The organism is Desulfobotulus sapovorans DSM 2055 (assembly GCF_059569355.1).
Genome location: NZ_JCANVJ010000003.1, coordinates 91,715 through 110,103 on the forward strand (window position 1 = coordinate 91,715; position 18,389 = coordinate 110,103).

At 57.8% G+C, this 18,389-nt stretch carries 17 protein-coding genes; 5 read left to right on the plus strand and 12 right to left on the minus strand.

Annotated features, from left to right (window positions below; translation table 11 throughout):
• Positions 1 to 189: 189 nt before the first annotated feature.
• The 5 genes from cobA to BR04_RS04485 all read right to left on the minus strand — a co-directional run bounded on the left by cobA (position 190) and on the right by BR04_RS04485 (position 6,276).
• Entirely contained in the window at positions 190 to 1,725 is a 1,536-nt protein-coding gene (gene cobA / locus BR04_RS04465) for a uroporphyrinogen-III C-methyltransferase (RefSeq protein WP_496354793.1), read from the minus strand.
• Positions 1,726 to 1,810: 85 nt separating this feature from the next.
• Complete coding sequence (locus tag BR04_RS04470; protein WP_496354794.1) at positions 1,811 to 2,053, minus strand: FmdB family zinc ribbon protein; 243 nt, start codon at positions 2,051 to 2,053, stop codon at positions 1,811 to 1,813.
• Between the two features lie 111 nt (positions 2,054 to 2,164).
• Positions 2,165 to 3,433 carry a tetratricopeptide repeat protein gene (locus BR04_RS04475; RefSeq protein ID WP_496354795.1) on the minus strand — a complete coding sequence of 423 codons (1,269 nt, stop codon included), beginning with the start codon at positions 3,431 to 3,433 and terminating at the stop codon, positions 2,165 to 2,167.
• Positions 3,430 to 4,872: an L-seryl-tRNA(Sec) selenium transferase gene (gene selA / locus BR04_RS04480; protein ID WP_496354796.1), complete on the minus strand. Its 1,443-nt coding sequence runs from the start codon at positions 4,870 to 4,872 to the stop codon at positions 3,430 to 3,432. The genes BR04_RS04475 and selA overlap by 4 nt, the downstream gene beginning before the upstream one ends.
• A gap of 30 nt (positions 4,873 to 4,902) precedes the next feature.
• The gene (locus BR04_RS04485) at positions 4,903 to 6,276 is read right to left on the minus strand and encodes an HDOD domain-containing protein (protein ID WP_496354797.1); all 1,374 of its coding nucleotides are present in this window, start codon (positions 6,274 to 6,276) and stop codon (positions 4,903 to 4,905) included.
• Between the two features lie 209 nt (positions 6,277 to 6,485).
• Here BR04_RS04485 and pyrF point away from each other — a divergent pair, with 209 nt between their 5' ends.
• Complete coding sequence (pyrF, locus tag BR04_RS04490; RefSeq protein WP_496354798.1) at positions 6,486 to 7,208, plus strand: orotidine-5'-phosphate decarboxylase; 723 nt, start codon at positions 6,486 to 6,488, stop codon at positions 7,206 to 7,208.
• Between the two features lie 82 nt (positions 7,209 to 7,290).
• On the opposite strand, the gene BR04_RS04495 is transcribed toward pyrF, so the two are convergent.
• The 7 genes from BR04_RS04495 to BR04_RS04525 form a co-directional block, all read right to left on the minus strand.
• Positions 7,291 to 8,523 carry an aspartate kinase gene (locus BR04_RS04495; RefSeq protein WP_496354799.1) on the minus strand — a complete coding sequence of 411 codons (1,233 nt, stop codon included), beginning with the start codon at positions 8,521 to 8,523 and terminating at the stop codon, positions 7,291 to 7,293.
• Between the two features lie 154 nt (positions 8,524 to 8,677).
• Positions 8,678 to 9,169 (minus strand): tRNA (adenosine(37)-N6)-threonylcarbamoyltransferase complex ATPase subunit type 1 TsaE, encoded by a 492-nt coding sequence (gene tsaE, locus BR04_RS04500; protein ID WP_496354800.1) that lies wholly within the window; start codon positions 9,167 to 9,169, stop codon positions 8,678 to 8,680.
• The gene (locus BR04_RS04505) at positions 9,166 to 10,749 is read right to left on the minus strand and encodes an NAD(P)H-hydrate dehydratase (RefSeq protein ID WP_496354801.1); all 1,584 of its coding nucleotides are present in this window, start codon (positions 10,747 to 10,749) and stop codon (positions 9,166 to 9,168) included. The genes tsaE and BR04_RS04505 overlap by 4 nt, the downstream gene beginning before the upstream one ends.
• A 2-nt stretch (positions 10,750 to 10,751) precedes the next feature.
• Positions 10,752 to 11,471: a pyridoxine 5'-phosphate synthase gene (locus BR04_RS04510; RefSeq protein ID WP_496354802.1), complete on the minus strand. Its 720-nt coding sequence runs from the start codon at positions 11,469 to 11,471 to the stop codon at positions 10,752 to 10,754.
• A gap of 22 nt (positions 11,472 to 11,493) precedes the next feature.
• Positions 11,494 to 11,961, minus strand: a complete 468-nt coding sequence (gene ybeY, locus BR04_RS04515; RefSeq protein WP_496354803.1) for an rRNA maturation RNase YbeY — start codon at positions 11,959 to 11,961, stop codon at positions 11,494 to 11,496.
• Positions 11,861 to 14,248, minus strand: coding sequence for an HD family phosphohydrolase (locus BR04_RS04520; protein ID WP_496354804.1), 2,388 nt, complete (start codon positions 14,246 to 14,248; stop codon positions 11,861 to 11,863). Before BR04_RS04520 ends, ybeY begins: the two co-directional genes overlap by 101 nt.
• Complete coding sequence (locus tag BR04_RS04525) at positions 14,245 to 15,255, minus strand: PhoH family protein (protein WP_496354805.1); 1,011 nt, start codon at positions 15,253 to 15,255, stop codon at positions 14,245 to 14,247. The genes BR04_RS04520 and BR04_RS04525 overlap by 4 nt, the downstream gene beginning before the upstream one ends.
• 357 nt (positions 15,256 to 15,612) lie before the next feature.
• Between BR04_RS04525 and BR04_RS04530 the strand changes: the two genes are divergently transcribed.
• Genes BR04_RS04530 through hisF form a run of 4 tightly spaced genes read left to right on the plus strand, consistent with a single transcriptional unit; the run spans position 15,613 to position 18,372 of the window.
• On the plus strand, positions 15,613 to 16,152 hold the full coding sequence (locus tag BR04_RS04530; RefSeq protein ID WP_496354806.1) for a CvpA family protein: 540 nt from the start codon (positions 15,613 to 15,615) through the stop codon (positions 16,150 to 16,152).
• Positions 16,149 to 16,958 (plus strand): nucleoside triphosphate pyrophosphohydrolase, encoded by an 810-nt coding sequence (gene mazG, locus BR04_RS04535; protein WP_496354807.1) that lies wholly within the window; start codon positions 16,149 to 16,151, stop codon positions 16,956 to 16,958. The genes BR04_RS04530 and mazG overlap by 4 nt, the downstream gene beginning before the upstream one ends.
• Positions 16,955 to 17,587, plus strand: coding sequence for an imidazole glycerol phosphate synthase subunit HisH (gene hisH, locus BR04_RS04540; protein ID WP_496354808.1), 633 nt, complete (start codon positions 16,955 to 16,957; stop codon positions 17,585 to 17,587). Before mazG ends, hisH begins: the two co-directional genes overlap by 4 nt.
• Entirely contained in the window at positions 17,584 to 18,372 is a 789-nt protein-coding gene (hisF, locus tag BR04_RS04545) for an imidazole glycerol phosphate synthase subunit HisF (RefSeq protein ID WP_496354809.1), read from the plus strand. Before hisH ends, hisF begins: the two co-directional genes overlap by 4 nt.
• The last annotated feature ends 17 nt before the right edge of the window (positions 18,373 to 18,389 follow it).

Genomic DNA, 18,389 nt, shown 5'->3' on the forward strand with positions numbered 1-18,389 from the left:
GGAGAAGGGTCATCCGTATATGGTTTTTTTGTTGTGATGGTTCCTGTCAGGGCAACATCGGGCATCCCGTTTTATCCATGAGCTGGAAAGGTACAAGATTCCCGTTGTTCAGCCTGTAAAGAAGACGGGGGGGATGAGACGGTGTTTTTTGGGGGAAGGGGCGGCCTGCTGTCTCCGCCCCTTTGCTGTTTATGGCTGGAAATCTCCTCCCCAGTCCTGACAGAGCGCCTGTACCAGACCGGGAATGGTGTATTCCAGAGCTTCCGTATGCACGGAAAATCCCGAGGCTCTGGCCGTATCCGAGGTGATAGGCCCGATGGAGGCCACCCTCAGGGTATCGGTAAGCTCCGTAAAGCGGTTTTCCGGAATCAGGCTTTTGAAGTTCTTCACCGTGGAGGAACTGGTGAAGGTGACAATGTCCGCCCCCTTTTTTTCAAGGATGGCGATGAGTTCCGCCGTCTGATCCGTTACCGGAAGGGTGACGTAGGCCGTGGCTTCATCCACCGTTGCGCCCATGTCCCTTAAGGCATCGGGCAGAACGCTTCTTGCCTCTTCCGCCCTGGGAAGAAGCACCCGCTGTCCGGTCATGGGTACGTTTCTGAAGGCTTCCACAACGGACTCGGCCCGGTAGCTTTCGGGCAGAATGTCGCAGCGGATTCCGAAATCGCGAAGTCTTTCCGCAGTCACAGGCCCGATGCAGGCGGTTTTGACCTGATGCAGGGCCCGCACGTCCAGCCCCTTCTCAAAAAGTCTTTTGAAGAAATACTTCACCCCATTGACACTGGTGAAGACCAGCCACTGGTAGTCGGAAAGCCTTTCCATGGCCTGATCGAGACCGCTTCTGTCTTCCGGTTCCTCAACGCGGATGGTGGGCATTTCAATGCAGTGGGCCCCCAGTTCCGTAAGCTTGTGGAGGAGGTCGCTGGCCTGTTCCCTGGCCCGTGTCACGAGAATCCGTTTGCCGAGAAGGGGTCTTTCCCTTTCAAACCAGGCAAGGTTTGCCCGCAGATCCACCACGTCTCCCACCACAATGATGGCCGGTGCCTTGAGACCGGCTTTCCGGACTTCCTCCTCAATGGTGACGAGGGTGCCGGTAACGGTTTCCTGACGGCTGGTGCTGCCCCAGCGGATCAGGGCCACGGGGGTTTCGGGGGCGCGGCCGTGTTCCAGCAGTTTTGCCGTGATCAGGGGCAGGTTTTTCACGCCCATGTAAAAGACCAGGGTGCCGATGCCCCGGCTTAAGGCTTCCCAGTCGATGCGGGAATCCTCCTTGGTGGGGTCTTCATGTCCTGTGACAAAGGCGAGGGTGGCGGTCATTTTGCGGTGGGTGAGGGGAATACCCGCATAGGCGCTTGCCGCAATCCCTGCGGTGACACCGGGAACGATTTCAAAGGGAATGCCTTCTGCCCGGAGAACTTCCGCCTCTTCGCCACCGCGGCCAAAGATGAAGGGATCGCCGCCCTTGAGACGCACCACACTGCGGCCCGTACGGGCCTTTTCCACGATGAGCTGGTTGATCCCTTCCTGGGAAAGGGTGTGATCCCCTCCCTTTTTTCCCACATAGATGCATTCCGCATCTTTGGAGGCCAGGGCCAGGAGGGCGGGGGCGGCCAGATAATCATAGATGACGACACCGGCACGGGCCATGCACTCCTGGCCCCTGAGGGTGAAAAGGCCGGGATCTCCGGGGCCTGCGCCGACAAGATACACTTTTCCGGGTTTCATCAAAACAATCCTCGTAGGTTCTGTGGAGCCATGGCGGACAGAGCCGATGGCCTGAGCGCCGTCTTGTTCCAGGGAAGAGGGGGGGTCAGGAGCCGCATCCGGCACAGGAGGTGGCGGAACATCCGGCACATCCGGAAGTGCCCGCACTGCGGGTAACGGTTGCTTCGCCGCCTGCGCCGCTTCCCTTGCTCACAAAGCCGCAGGTGGACATGAGACGCTGGACATTTTCTCCGTTGCAGTGGGGACACCCCGGAGTTTCATCCTTTTTCATGACCAGGGATTCAAAATTTTTACCGCAGGTCTGACAGTGATATTCATAGATGGGCATGGTGGTTTTCCCTTTCGGTGTAAGACATATGGAAATGAAGGCCACAGGCAGACCGGGGCTGACCCTTTCTGCCCTGTGACCGGATTTTCAGCGGTTTTCTGTTGACGGACTTCAGGGGGAGGAAGGACTCCGGTCAGGATCCTCCCCTTCCTTCAGCGGCCATCCGGCATTTCTGGCCTGGGCAAAAAGGGCTGCGGCCTCTTCCTCTCGTTTCTGGCGCAGGCGGATACGGGCCAGACGGAGGGCAAAAAGTCCGTTGTCCGGTTCCAGGCTCAGGGCTTCTTCACAGAAGGTGGCGGCAATGTCCGGGTTTTCTCCCTTGGCATCAAAACAGGCCCCCAGACCAGAGAGGATGGCCGCATCTCTGGGCATCCGTCTCAGTGCCTGACGGAAGAGGGCAAAGGCCCGGGGGATGTCCTCGCAGAGCAGATGGCATTCGGCAAGAAGGCCCAGGGTCGGGCCGTTTTCCGGCCTCAGGGTTCTGGCTTTTTCCAGAATCCCGATGGATTCCGGAACCTGCTTCAGATCCATGAGGCAGCGGCCCAGATGAAAGGTGCAGGCAAAGCAGTCCGGTTCCAGGGGCAGGGCGTTTTCGAAGCAGGTTCTGGCTTTCGTGGTGTCCCCCCTGAGCTCATGGATCAGGCCCTGATTGTAAAGGGCCATGGCTTCCGTGGGCTTTGCCTGAAAGCTGCGGGTAAAGGCCGTCAGTGCCCTGTCATGATCCTGGAGTGTGCCAAAGCAGACCCCAAGGCTGTTCAGGACATTGGCATTGTCGGGATCCAGGGTCAGGGCCGCCTCATACTCGGTGATGGCATCCTGGATCCGTCCTTCGTGATAGGCTTCATCTCCGGAGATATTGAGGCTCACGGCATCAAAGGATGTCAGCTGTCCCTGACCAAGGAGCAGGCTGTGGGCCAGGGCTTTCCTGGCGCAGGTCAGGGCCTGGTCGGGGGGGAAGCCGGGAAGGGGATGCTGGAAAAGACCGGCATTGACGGGGGCTTCCGTCCTGCGGGCCTGGATTCGGGAGAAAAGGCGTGCCGCTTCCTCCGGGGCGCTTTCCGGCAGCAGCAGAAAAAGGATGCTCTGCTCATGGAAGAGGGCCTGGATACAGGGAATTTCTTCCTGAAGCGTGCCCAGCATATCCGTGAGAAAGCCGGGACATCTGGCATCTACCCCGTCCATGTGGATGGCAAGAAGGCTGAAGGGGGGGCAGGGCTTCTGACTGAGGAAGGGGGTGAGGGTCTCCGGGGAGGAAAAGGCTGTGACCGGACAGGGGCACGGGCAGGTTTCCTCCGCACAGGTGCAGGAAGGAGGTGCCGGGGTTCCATTGCTCCGGAGAAAGGAATCGGAAAGCTCCTGGGTCAGGACATGCTGTTTCATGGGGTTTCCTTCTCCAGGGGCCGCTTGTGGATATCTGGCCCGAAAAGGCTTTGAAAGGTTGCGGCGATGATGTCTTCTTCTCCTTCCTGAAGGGTCCGGACATCCATGAGAAAATGATCTTCCTCCACACGCCCGATGAGGGGAGGGCTTGCGGCCCTGAGCCTGCGTTCGAGGGCTGCGGCGGAAAGGGTGGTGCTGCGGATGGCGACACAGCGGCTGGGCAGATTTTCTGTGGGCAGGGAGCCGCCTCCGGCTCTGGCCGTGCTGGGCCGGACAAGGATGTCGAAGCCGGGAAGGCGCAGGGCCAGAAGCTGATCCCGGAGTGTCTCCGCTCTGCGGATACAGACATTTTCAGACAGGGTGAGCATACGCAGGGTGGGGATGGCAAGCAGGGCTTCCCGTGGATCCCGGTACAGGCGCAGGGTGCCTTCCAGGGCTGCCAGGGTGAGCTTGTCGATGCGCAGGGCCCGGGTCAGGGGGTTGGCCCGTATGGCTTCAATCCAGGATTTTCTGCCCACAATGATTCCCGCCTGCGGCCCGCCCAGCAGTTTGTCTCCGCTGAAGGTGACGATATCCGAACCCGCCGCCAGGGATTCCTGCACCGTGGGTTCCCGGCTCATGCCATAGGGAGAAAAGTCCATGAAGGTTCCGGAACCGAGATCGTCCATGACCGGGATACCCCGGCTGCGGCCCAGAGCCGAAAGATCAGAAACCGGAACGGAGGAGGTGAATCCCAGGATCTGGAAATTGCTGGTATGCACCTTGAGCAGCAGCCCGGTATTGTCCGTGATGGCCTGTTCATAGTCTTTGAGGTGGGTGCGGTTGGTGGTTCCCACTTCCTTCAGGAGGGCACCGCTTCTGGCCATGACATCGGGAATGCGGAAGGAGCCTCCGATTTCCACCAGCTCCCCCCGGGAGACGATAACCTCCCGGCCACGGGCCAGGGTATCGAGGCAGAGCAGGACGGCGGCGGCGTTGTTGTTGACCACCATGGCCGCTTCGGCCCCGGTGATTTCCGTAAGCAGGGAGGAGACCGCCGTATAGCGCAGGCCCCGTTTGCCGCTTTCCAGACTGAATTCCAGATTGCTGTAGTGATCGGCGACTTCCAGTATCCGTTCCAGGGCGGCCTGACAGAGCAGGGAGCGGCCCAGATTGGTATGCACCACGACACCTGTGGCATTGATGACCCGTTTCAGGTTGGGGCTGACAGCCGCCCGCAGGGCTTTCTGGATCCGGTCGATGAGGGCAGGATCCGGGCAGGGCCTGTCCTGTCCCTTTCCGTCCAGAATGGCTCTGCGCTCTTCTTCCAGAACCTGCCGGATGATCCGGGTTTTCAGGTTGTGGGGGAGGGCTGCGAAATCATTCCGGGTATCCAGTTCCATCAGAAGGGTATCCACTCCGGGAAGGGTACGCAGCAGTGTCTGGATGGCAAGGGTCATGGGGGCGTGGGAACCTTTTCGTACGGGCCCTTAGCGGGAAGAGCCGGGTTTCTGGTAAAGGGCGTTTTCCGGTTGCATGCTGAAGACATCCATGGGCAGGGAGTCGATGAAACTTTCGAAATCAGCCGGAGACATGCCGATGGCAGCCAGACGCTCTCTGATGCTGCCCTTGCTGGATTCCGGAAAGACACCGGACTGGAAGCGGGACATGATGAGGTCTGCGGCATGAACGATATGGGCCAGCCTGTCCTTGTCCATGCTTTTTTCGGGGACATGGTGGTAGCGGATGGCCTCAATGAGATTTTCCGGAAAGGCCCATTTGACGCCCAGTCTGGCACCGACTTCACAGTGATCCACCCCCAGGATGCGGCGTTCCACCTCCAGGATGCGGTGTTTTTCCTGCTTCATTCCCCGGTAGAACAGGGGGCAGGCGGAAGTGATGTGCTGATCCAGCACCACCATGCCGATGTCGTGGAGCAGGCCTGCGGTATAGGCCGTGGCCGGATGGACAATGCCCGTATGGGCGGCCAGACGTTCCGCCACAATGGCCGTGCCGATGGCATGGTGAAACAGACCTCCCTTGCACAGGGAATAGATGGATTCACTTTGCCTGTAAAAGTCCTTCAGGGCTGCGGAGATGATGGATTTGATCAGGGTTTCCTGACCCAGCAGGATGAGGGCATCGTCAATGGAGGCAACCTGGTTGCGGCTGGAGTAGAGGGCCGCATTGCAGAGCCTCAGGGTCTGGGCCGTAATGACCTGATCCCGCCGGACTTCCTGGGCGATATCCCTGAAATCTGCATCCTCGGAGGTGACCATCCGCAGCACCTTCAGGGCCACCTGGGGAATGGGTTTCAGCGCCTTGACACTGGCCGCAATGGCGTCTGCCGTGGGGGGGGTATACTGGAAGGCCTCTTCGGGATCCCGCAGCAGCCCCGAGGGCCGGATACGGCTTTTTCCGGTTGCCAGATCCAGCTCCAGGGTGCAGGTGAAAAAACCGCCGGTTTCCGATGCGGCAACGGAAACCTTCCAGTCCTTCAGCAGTTCATGCACCTTTTCCGCCGTTCGGCCTCCGATGTCGAGGGCCATGTCCTGCTCGCTTACGGGGCCCACCAGGGCACCGCCTGCAACACAGGCCCGCATGTTTTCCACCAGGGCGCCTTTTTCGATGAGGGCCAGAAGAAAGGCGGGCAGGCCGGTGGTGGCATATTTTCCCGGATGGGTGTCCGGAAAGCCGGAAACAGGTTCGGGCAGCAGGATGTGCAGCAGGCCGCCCACGGCTGCCACGGCATCGTAGATGGTCACGCCCACGCAGGTTCCCAGCAGGGCTTTGAGAAGGATGGGCTGCTTTCCGGAGGCCACGAGAAACTGACCTGATGAGACATAGTGTATACTGGATTCCATTGTGTTCCCCGTATTTTTTGGGTGTATCTGTATCCTTCCGGGATGCAGAACATGCCTTCATAACATTGCAATGACTTTGGATTCAAGCCCCATTGCCGGAGAGGGAAGGACTTTTTTCCCAAGCCTTTACCCGCCTGTTTTTTTCTGGGATACTGGGGGCCTCAACGCCTGTTTTTACCGGAAATTTTTTTCATACAGGAGTTTTTGTCATGTCCTTTTCATCTGTTTCCCGTCTGATCTTTGCCCTGGATTTTCCGGATGTTGCTTCCGCCCTCCCTCTGCTGACCCTGCTTTCCGGAAAGGTGGGGGTGGTGAAAATCGGTCTGGAGCTGTTCTTGGGGGAAGGCCCCTCCATTGTGTCCAGAATCCGGGAGAAAAGCGATGCCAGGATTTTTCTGGATCTCAAGCTTCATGATATTCCGGCGACGGTGGAGCGCAGTGTGAAAAATCTGAAAAAGCTGGGAGTGGATTATCTCACCCTGCATACGGCGGGGGGAAGGGAAATGCTGTGCCGGGCCAGGGACGGGGCCGGGGAGTCCATGCAGCTCCTGGGAGTGACCGTGCTGACCAGCAGCGGGATCGGAACCCTGGAAGAGACAGGCCTTGTCGTGAAGGGGGAGGATGCCATGCAGCATCTTGTGCAGCAGCGGGCCGTGCTGGCCAGGGAAGCGGGACTTTCCGGTGTGATCTGTTCCGGTCATGAAGTCTCCGGGGTAAAGGCGCTTTGTGGCAGGGCCTTTCTCGCTGTAACCCCCGGTATCCGGCCCCTCTGGAATCTGGGGGCGGGGGATGACCAGCAGCGGGTCATGACTCCGGTGCAGGCCCTGACGGCAGGGGCGGATATGCTGGTGATTGGTCGTCCCATCCGGGACGCGGCGGATCCTGTGGCCGCAGCCGAGCGCATTCTTATGGAAATGGAAGGCGAAGGATAGCGAGGAAAAAAAGCAGCCCCCCGATCAGAAGCACAAAGCGCAGCTGATCGGGGGTAAAGTGTTTCATGGCATTGGGGGAGGGTCAGGTCAGGTTTTCTTCGGGTCTGTCCAGACCGAAGACCGTATGCAGGGCACGAACGGCCAGCTCTGTATATTTTTCCTCGATAATACAGGAAATCCGGATTTCCGATGTGCTGATCATGAGCATGTTGATGTTTTCCTTGAACATGGCATCAAACATCCTGGAGGCTACCCCAGAATGATTTTTCATGCCCACGCCAATGACGGAAACCTTGGCGATGTTGGCATCGGACATCACTTCCTCGGCTTCAATTTCCTCAGCTACTCTCCGGCTGATTTCAACGGCTTCCCGGATATCCGTCTTGGGTACGGTGAAGGTGAAGTCCGTGATGTTGCCGGAGCGGGTGTTCTGGATGATCATGTCCACAAGAATACCGGCTTCGGCAATGGGATTTAAAATTTTAAAGGCGATCCCCGGACGGTCGGGTACCCCCCTTAAGGTGATCCGGGCCTCGTTCTTATTGCAGGTCACGCCGGAAACCACCAGACGTTCCATATCCGCATCTTCTTGCATTACCATGGTTCCCTCCTCCTCCTTGAAGGACGATCTCACATGCACCGGCACATTGTATTTTTTGGCAAATTCCACGGAACGGATCTGTAGTACCTTGGCCCCTAAACTGGCCATTTCCAGCATTTCGTCATAGCTGATTCTGGAAAGCTTCTGGGCTTTTTTGCAGATATTGGGATCTGTGGTATAGACCCCGTCCACATCCGTATAAATTTCACAGACATCGGCCTTGAGGGCGGCCGCCATGGCCACAGCCGAGGTGTCGGAACCTCCCCGGCCCAGGGTGGTGATATTGCCATTGATGTCCGCACCCTGGAAGCCTGCAACAATGACGATCTGTCCGTCTGCCAGAAGACTGCGGATGCGGGAGGCACCGATATTGAGAATGCGGGCAGAACCGCAGGAGCAGTCCGTCACGACTTCGGCCTGATGGCCCAGAAGGGAGGTGGCCCTGTAGCCCATGGATTTGAGCATCATGGCGAGAAGGGCCACGGTAGTCTGCTCCCCTGTGGCAAGAAGCACATCCAGCTCCCGTTTGTCCGGTCGCTCAGAGGCTTCATGGGCCATACGGATCAGGTTGTCAGTGGTACCGGACATGGCGGAAAGAACCACCACCATCTGGTTTCCGGTATCATAGGTTTGGGCTACCCTGCGGGCAACATTGCGTATACGCTCAATATTGCCCACGGAGGTGCCACCGTACTTCTGTACGATCAGTGCCATGTGCACCACTCCTTCGAGGCGTTACAGATGAGGTTGTAAGCCGGATACCCCTATCTCCCTGAACGGCTGCCAGAAAGATTTTTCGGATGCGGGAGCCAAAAAAAATCCCGGGCCTTGAGGGCAAGGACTTTGGATTCAGGTATCCATACCGGCGTTATGCCGGAGGGCAGACTTGTTGCCAGCTCCTTAGCAGATCCTGAAAATGAAGTCCAGAGGCCCGTGCATGGAGTTTTCGGCCTGTTTCTCCATGAATTTCAATGTCGATCCGCAGGTCAAATATTTCCGTATCTTCCATGCGTTCGGCCCATTCCACCACGGTGACCGCAGGGGAGGCGAGAAGCTCAGGAAGACCGATATCGAAAATTTCATCGCTGTGGGAAAGACGGTAGAGATCGGCATGGTGAAGGGGCAGACGTGCCGTATAGCTGTGGATGAGGGCATAGGAGGGGCTTGTGACATAGACCGTATCCGGTACTCCCAGCCCCTGGGCCAGCCCCTGGACAAAGAGGGTTTTTCCTGCTCCCAGATCTCCGGAAAGGGCCATGCGGCAGGGGGACTGGATGAGGCGACCCAGGGCAAGGGCCATGGCGAAGGTGGTTTCGCTGGAAGGGCTTTCAAGCCAGATACTTTCCGGTGGGGTGCTCATGGCAGATCGTTTTCCGGGAGGGCGGAGGGGTTCTGCAGCAGGGCGAGGGCTGCGGGAATTGCTGCGGCCACTTCCGAGGGAAGGTAGCCCCAGGGGCCTTTTCGGGAATGCATGAGATCGGCGGCCCTTCCGTGGACAAAGGCTGCCAGGGCTGCGGCATTTTCCACAGGAATGCCCTGGGCCATGAAGGCCGCGAGGATGCCGCAGAGGACATCCCCGGAACCTCCCGTGGCCATACCGGGATTCCCCGAGGTGCTGAGGACAGAGAAACCGTCGGGCCTTGCCGCCAGGGTTCCTGCACCTTTCAGAAGAAGGTGGCAGCGGTTTTTTGTGCTGAAATTTCTGGCTGCGGCAACCCGGTCTTTCTGGATTTCCGGAACGTTGAGGCCGGAAAGCCGTGCCATTTCACCGGGATGGGGGGTGAGGACGGTTGGGGCCGCACGTCGCCGGAGGGCTTCCATGAGACCCGGATGCAGGGCCAGGAGGGTGAGGGCATCGGCATCCAGCACCAGGGGAAGGTCGGAAGCGAGGAGGCGGGACAGGATACGGGCCGCCTCTTCCCCCGTTCCCATACCCGGGCCTGCGGCGATCAGGGTTTTTCCGGGAATTCTGCTTTCAAGATCCAAAGCCGCACCCTGGGAAAAGCCCTGCGCGTTTCCGGCAAGGGGGTGCACCATTACTTCAGGAGGCAGGGCGGGCAGGGGAAGGCTTGTTTCCGGTACGGCCAGGGTAAGAAGACCGGCTCCGGCCCGCAAGGCTCCCATGGATGCCAGAACGGCGGCTCCGCGGGAGGCGGGAGCTCCGGCCACAAGGAGAATATGCCCAAAATGCCCTTTGTGGCTGCCCCTGGGCCGGGGAAGGAGCTGCTCCCTTGCCCAGGAGGCTGTTGCAAGCCCCAGTGAGGCGGGAAACCCCTGGCGAATCACCGCAGGAATACCGATATCCACCACATGGAGGGTTCCCCTCAGGCTGCGGCCCGGTTCGAGGAAAAGGCCCGGTTTGGCAAGACCGAAGGTAACGGTGTGGGCAGCAGCGATGGCCCTGCCCAGGGGGCGTCCCGTATCCCCATGGATACCCGAGGGGATATCCAGGCTGATGACGGGCACCCCGCGTTCATTCACCTGCTGGATGAGGGCGGCATGAATCCCCCCCACTTCCCGATCCAGACCGATGCCGAAAAGGGCATCCACAACAATCCGGGCATGGTGGAGAACCTGTCTGTGTTCTTCCAGACGGGAGAGATCTTGTGCGGGCAGGGTGCGGCCTCCGGCCCTTTCGTAAAGCTCCTGGTTGATGCGGTTGTCCGGACTGCATTTTTCCGGATCTCCCACGAGCAGTACCCGGACATCCGCATCCCAGCCGAGAAGATAGCGGGCGGCCACCCAGCCGTCACCGCCGTTGTTCCCCGTGCCGCAGAGTACCAGGATGCGCTTTCCGGAGACGGGGGGATACAGGGATGCCAGAATACGGGCAGACTCCCGGCCTGCGGTCTCCATGAGGATGCGGCCGGGAAGTCCGAAATCTTCCATGGTGCTGCGATCCAGGGCCGCCATGTCGCTGCTGCTGATCAATGGATACATGGTTAAAGGTTCCGGATCAGGGCGGCCATGCGGCTTACGGCCCTCTCCATGCCCACCAGCGAGGCATGGGAGACAATGCTGTGACCAATGCTGTATTCCTCAATTTCCCTGACACCCTTAAAGGCCAGGATGGAACGGTAGCAGAGCCCGTGGCCCGCATTGACTCCCAGGCCGATTTCCCGGCCCCTGCGGGCGGCTGCAAGGATGGCTTCAAAGGCTTTTTCCCGGATTCTGGCATTGCCTGTGTCGCAGAACAGGCCGGTATGCAGCTCAATGGCATCCGCAGCCACAGCCAGACTGGCTTCCACCTGGGCAATGTCCGGATCCACAAAAAGGCAGACGGGAATGCCGGCACTTTTCAGGGTGTCCACGGCCTGGGCGACGTGACGCTGGTGGGTGATGACATCCAGACCACCTTCGGTGGTAAGTTCTTCCCGTCGTTCCGGAACCAGGGTCACAAAATCAGGCAGAATTTCCAGGGCAAATTCCAGCATTTCGCTGGTCGCCCCCATCTCCAGAATAAGACGGGTCTGCACCGTATCCCGGAGGATGCGGACATCCCTTTCCTTGATATGGCGGCGGTCTTCCCTGAGGTGCACCACAATGGCGTCGGCACCGGAGACCTCGGCAATCATGGCTGCGGCAACGGGATCCGGATAATTGGTTTTCCGTGCTTCCCTGAGGGTTGCGATGTGATCCACATTTACGGCGAGTCTGGGCATGGAAACCTCCTTGGGGCTGGGGTCAGGGGGAAAGCCATCCTGCAAGATTGTCGTTGTTTTCCAGCATACGTACCAGTTCCGTGCTTTTGGCCTCCATGCGTTCTTCGGCCTCAGCACTTTCTTCATGATCATAGCCCACAAGGTGGAGAATGCCATGAACGAGAAGCTGGGTCAGGCGCACCTCAGGATCCATCTCCCATTCCGCAGCTTCCCTTAAGGCCGTTTCCGTGGAAATGACCACATCTCCAAGGAGGTCGGGATTGATCTGGCTGAATTCTCCTTCGTTCATGGCAAAGGCCAGCACATTGGTGGGCGCGTCTTTCTGACGGTAGTCCCGGTTGATTTCCCGTATGGCCTCATCCTCCACAAAAAGCAGGGAGAGTTCGGCATCAGGACATCCCAAGGCGTTTAAGATGCGCGTCGCTTTTTCCGTCAGATGTTTCTCGTTGAGGGGCATCCGGTTCTGGGAGTTGTCGATCTGTATGACCATTTTTTTTCTTTCCGCCAGGGGCAGCGCTTTCCGCATATTCAATGCGGTGGTGGTAGATGCCGTTTAAAATTTTGTTGAAGCTGCGGGCGATTCTGTGCAGGTCTTTTAAGGTGATGTCACACTCATCAAGCTGGGAATCCGAGAAAATATTGTTGATCATTTTCTGAACCAGACCCTGAATGCGTGCTGCTGTGGGGTTTTCCAGGGTACGGGAGGCGGCTTCCACCACATCGGCCATCATGACAATGGCGGCCTCCCGGCTCTGGGGTCTGGGGCCGGGATAACGGTAGTCGTCCGCGTTGATGGTATCCGTTTCCCCTTTCAGGGTCTTGGCCTTTTCATAAAAAAACTTGATGAGGCTGCGACCGTGGTGCTGGGCGATGATGTCCGTGATGGCTTCGCCCAGTTTGTGCTGCCGTGCCATGCTGATTCCGTCCCGCACATGGGTGATGAGGATGAGGGCGGACATGGAAGGGGCCAGTTTGTCGTGACTGTTTTTGCCACCCCCCTGATTTTCAATGAAATAAAGGGGTTTGGAAAGCTTTCCGATGTCGTGATAATAACCGCCCACACGGGCCAGAAGGGAATGGGCTCCGATTTCCGAAGCCGCAGCTTCTGCCAGGGTTCCCACAATCATGGCATGGTTGTAGGTTCCCGGAGCTTCCAGCATGAGACGCCGGAGGAGGGGCTGTTCCGGGTTGGCCAGCTCCAGCAGCTTGATATCTGTGGTGTAGTCAAAGAGGATTTCCAGAAGCGGTGCAACGCCTGCGGTGAGAATACCGGAAAGCATTCCTCCCGTAAAGGCCAGGATCAGGGTCCAGGCCATGAGTTCCGGAGACAGTTCCTCCATTTGCAGGAAGAGTCCGAAGGCGAGCAGAACATGGAAGAGTCCCAGTTTCCATCCTGCCTTGACAAAGACCTTGCGTTCCCGGCAGTCCCGCAGCCAGTAGGCGGCCATGGCACTGCTGAGGATAAAGAAAAGGGCCAGGGAAAAATCCGCCTGCATGATGATGGCGCAGAGGCTGCCCAGAATGAGGGCAAAGGGCAGGGCCTGGGTCATACCGAAAAAGAGACAGACCAGCATGGCGGCACCCGCAACAGGCAGGAGTATGAGCAGGGGGGCCTGGGAAGAAAAAATGACGGATTCCGTGACCATGGGCTCTGTGAAAACCTGAAAGCCCTTGGACATGGACAGTACGCTGATGAGCATGCAGGTGAGAAAAAGCATGTTTTTATTGGGGCTGCGGCTTTGCCCCAGAGGACGGCGGAAGCAGAGGCAGTATCCCGTGAGCAGAACAAAAAGCCCGAACAGTACACTTGCGGCATTGTTCCGGAAAATATCCTGGGTGCGGATCTGGGAGGACAGGGCATCCAGTTTGATTTTATGGATGGGGGTGACCCGCTCCCCTTCCCGGAGCAGCATTTCTCCGGCCTTGATCTGGTAGAGTACGGGTTTGACCAGATCAATGGCCTCCTGCTCCCTTTTCTGGGTTTCGCTGCGGTTGAGGGTGATATTGGGCCGGATCAGGCGCTGGGTGAGATCCACCATGAGATTGATGAGGTTGTAGTTGGTTCCCCGCAGGAGGGGTTCGCCCACGATGCGTACCATGGTGAGGGCCTGATCCGGGCCGTAGAAGCGGCGCAGGTTGGTTTCCGTGGTTTCCGTACCCGTGACCAGGGTTCTCAGGGTGACCCCCCGATCCAGTTCATCCAGCAGCAGGGTCTTGTTGGCCACCACCCCGTTTTCAAAGATGGCCCTCAGAATTTCCACGATTTTGTCTTCGACATCCTGGGAAAAGCCCTCCTTTTCCAGAAGCCGGAAGGCACCCTCATTGACGGGAATGCCCAGCAGGGCTTCAAAACGGGGACGGGCAGCCATGAGTTTCTGGGAACGCAGGGTCTCCGGAGAGGGCGGGGTGATGCCTTCCGCAGGAGGGGGCAGAGCCTCTGTAAGGATTTTACGCATTTCCCGGAAGCCTGCCTGAACACCGGCAAGGATTTTGCTGCCCATTTCCATGTCCAGGTCGTAAACGGCCAGTACCGATGCTGCAGCCTGCCGCCGGTTGGTTTCTGTGGCCTCGCTGTTTTCAATGATGAAATCTCTGGGAGCCTTGATATTCCGGTTGGCCACATCGCCGACCTCCAGAGTGTAATGGAGGATGGGCATGCCGGGCACCATGAGCAGGGAGAAGATGAGCAGAATCAGGAAGAGCAGGCCCAGGCGGATGGCGTTGTGGGTTCCGAGAAAGCGGCTCAGGGCCTTTTTTCGTTCGGAAGATTTTGTCATGCGGTCTCCGGACGGAGGGGCTCCGTACCGTTCTCCTTTGCCTGAAGTTTTTCATAGGCATTGATGATGCGCCGGACAATGTGATGGCGCACCACATCCTTCTGATCAAAAAAGGTGAAGGCAATGCCCTCAATCCCCTGAAGGATATCCATGGCCTGAAGCAGACCGGATTTTTTCCGGGTGGGCAGGTCGATCTGGGTCACATCCCCTGTGACAATGGCTCTGGAATTGAAACCGATACGGGTAAGGAACATTTTCATCTGCTCCACCGTGGTGTTCTGGGCTTCATCCAGGATGATGAAGGCGTCGTTCAGGGTACGGCCCCGCATGAAAGCCAGGGGAGCCACCTCAATGACGCCCTGCTGAATCAGCCCTTCGGCTTTTTCAAAGGGCATCATGTCGTGCAGGGCATCGTACAGGGGCCTGAGATACGGGTCAATTTTTTCCGCAAGATCGCCCGGAAGAAAGCCCAGGGATTCACCGGCTTCCACCGCAGGCCGGGTAAGGATGACGCGGTTGACCTCTCCCCTGGCAAGGGCGGCTACGGCCATGGCCATGGCCAGATAGGTTTTCCCTGTCCCCGCAGGGCCGATACCAAAGACAATGTCGTGGGTGCGGATGGCGTCGATATAGGTTTTCTGGTGGGGGTTTTTGGGGGTAACGCAGCGCTTCTTGGAGGTTACATAGATGGTATCAAGGAAGATGTCCTTCAGGACGGTTTTTTCGTTGGCCTGAAGGGCCTGTACCGCATAATCAATATCGTTGGGGTAGACGGGATAACCGCTGCGCAGCAGTCCGTAGAGCTGGTCGAGGATCTTTCTGGCAAGACCGAGCTGACTGGCCTCCCCTTCCATCATGAGGGTTTCTCCCCTGGAATGGAGGGTGATGCCAAGGCTTGCGGCAATACGGTGGAGGTTTTTGTTGTGTTCGCCAAAGAGCTGGCGGGCGATAGCGGGATCTTCAAAGGTGCAGGTATCCTGGATGTGGCCTTTTGCGTGGTTTTTCATAAACCTTCGGCGGGGTACGCCGTCCTTTGGTTGTCGGATCCGGCCCTAAAAAGCAGGCGGCCCCATGCCCTCGTATCCTGGAGGGTGGGGCATGACTGGCCTGGCTTTCTGGCCATGGCAGTCCCTGACGGCTGCTTTTCCCTCCATAACACAGTCCCATTTCCAAAGGCAAACGATCCTGTCTCTGAAAATCTGCCTTCCGGAGGAGAAAAGGGGAAGAGGGCGCGTATTGACGCCATGGGGGGGATTTGGTACGGAAAGTCGGATTTTTCCACTGATACGCTTATGGATTTTCTGCCTTGAATGGCAGGGCAGAATCCGGGCCTGTTGTGAACAATGGCATGGAGAGATGGCGTTATGAATCCGCTGGATGTGGGTATTCTCTGTATTGTGGGGTTTTGTCTGGTTCGGGGTATTTTCAGGGGGCTGATCCGGGAAGCCTCTTCCATCATTGGCGTACTGGCGGGATTTTATGCGGCCTACACCTACTATCCCCTTCTGACGGAGGTGCTGGAGCAGTGGGTTACGGATCCGGAGATGGCCCGTATGCTGGCATTTCTTGCCATTTTCCTGGGGGTTTTTGCGGTCATTGCCCTGATCGGAAGCCTGATTCGAACCCTTCTTTCCGTGGTGTTCCTGGGATGGGTGGACCGTCTGGCAGGGGGGGGCTTTGGCTGCGTGAAGGGTATCCTCATTGTTTCCGTGGTGCTGGTGGCTCTGACCTCCTTTCTGCCCAAAAACCATGAACTGCTTCAGGCTTCCCGTCTGGCTCCCCAGACCATGGTGCTTTCTGAAAGTCTTACGGCCCTTGTTCCCAAAGATCTGAAGGAACGGTTTTACGAGAAGCTGGAGGCTTTGCGCAAGTCCTGGCCTGGTATGGCAAAGAGGTCTTTGTGAAAGCGGCGAGCGGCTATGGCCTGGAGCCCCTGTGGGAGATCCTGATACGCCTGCGGGGGGAGGGCGGCTGTCCCTGGGATCAAAAGCAGACCCCGGCGTCCATGATGTCCCATCTTCTGGGGGAAAGTTATGAGCTGGCCGATGCGGTGGCGGAAAAAGATGCTGCTGCCGTGTGTGAGGAGCTGGGAGATGTCCTCTTTCAGCTTCTTTTTGTTGTTTTTCTCTATCAGGAGAAGGGGCTTTTCACCTTCAGCGATGTGCTGTCCGGCATCGTCACCAAGCTGATCCGCCGCCATCCCCATGTCTTTGGCGATGAGAAGCTGCACTCCGTGGAGGAGGTGAGCCGTCGCTGGGAAGAAATCAAGGCGACGGAGCCGGATAAGCCTCCGAAAACCTCCCTTTTGGATGGTATTCCCCGCAGCCAGCCCGCCTTGGGTCTTGCCATGGCCGTTTCCCGGAAAGTGGCGGCCGTGGGCTTTGACTGGGAGGAAGAGGCCGGAGTCTGGGACAAGGTTTTTGAGGAGATGGACGAATTCCGGGAAGCTTTGCAGAAAAAAGAGCAGGCTTTGTCTGCCATGGAGTTCGGGGATCTGCTGTTTTCCCTCGTGAATGTGGCGCGCTTTCGGGAGATTGATCCTGAAGAGGCCCTGAGGGAGATGGTGGCAAAGTTTATCCGTCGTTTTCAACATATGGAAGCCTCTCTGGCCCTGTCGGGAAAGACTCCCGGATCCGTGGGACAGGAAACACTGGAGGCTCTCTGGCAGGCAGCCAAAAACCGGGAAGGGAAGGAAGAGGGAGAAAGATGATTGCCATCATTGATTATGATGCGGGGAATCTCACCAGTGTGGCGAGAGCCCTTGGCTTTTTGGGCCAGAAATATGGGATTACCCGCAACAGAGAAGATATTCTGGCAGCGGATCGGGTAATCTTTCCCGGTGTGGGCGCTGCGGCTTCGGCCATGGAAAGTCTCCGGCGTTACGGTCTGGATCAGGTGCTGAAGGAGGTAATGGCATCGGGGCGTCCCCTTCTGGGGATCTGTCTCGGTACCCAGATCATCACAGGTTTCAGTGAGGAGGGACAGACGCCCTGTCTCAATCTGATTTCCGGACGGGTGAAGGCTTTTTCAAAGGAGATGCGGGATGAAGATGGAAAACTTTTAAAAATTCCCCATATGGGCTGGAACGGGGTACGGGTGACGAGACCCCATCCTGTGCTGGCGGATATCGGGGAAGAAGATGCCTTTTACTTTGTCCATGGCTACTATCCTGAACCCTCCGATCCCATCCATGTGCTGGCCGAGACGGACTACGGTATTTCCTTTGCCTCAGCCATGGGTTTTGGCAATCTGGTGGCCACCCAGTTTCATCCGGAAAAAAGCGGCAGGCCGGGTCTGCGTCTTCTGGATAATTTCTGCCGTTGGGAGGGAAAACCATGAAAAGTGCCATGAGCAAACGCATTATTCCCTGTCTCGATGTCCGGGAAGGCAAGACCACCAAGGGCGTGAAGTTTGAAAACAACGTGGACATTGGGGATCCCGTGGAAATGGCCCGCCACTATTACGAAACCGGTGCGGATGAACTGGTTTTTTACGATATCACCGCTTCCCATGAGAAGCGGGGGATCATGATTGATGTGGTACGCAGGGTGGCGGAAACCATCTTTATTCCCTTTTCCGTGGGGGGCGGTATTGCGTCCGTTGCCGATATGCGGGATGTCCTGCTGGCGGGGGCGGAAAAGGTGAGTGTGAATTCTGCGGCCATCAGAAATCCAACGCTCATCTCCGAGGGGGCCGATGCCTTTGGCAGCCAGTGCGTGGTGGTGGGGATGGATGTGAAGAAGGTGGAAAAAAGTGAGAAGATTCCTTCGGGCTATGAGATGGTCATCCACGGAGGCCGGACGTTTACGGGCATAGACGCCCTGTTCTGGGCAAAGGAGGTGGAGCGTCTGGGGGCCGGAGAAATCTGTCTCAACTCCATTGATGCGGACGGCACCAGGGATGGCTATGAGCTGATTCTTACGGCCATGATCTCAGAGGCCGTTTCCATTCCTGTTATTGCCTCTGGCGGGGGGGGCGTTCCGCAACATCTGACGGATGTGCTCACGAAGGGCAGGGCAGACGCGGCCCTCATCGCTTCCATGGTGCACTACGGGGATTACACCCTCCCGGAGATCAAGACTGAGCTGCATGGTGCCGGGGTTGCGGTGCGGCGGCGCTGGTAGGTAAAAATAAGGGCGGC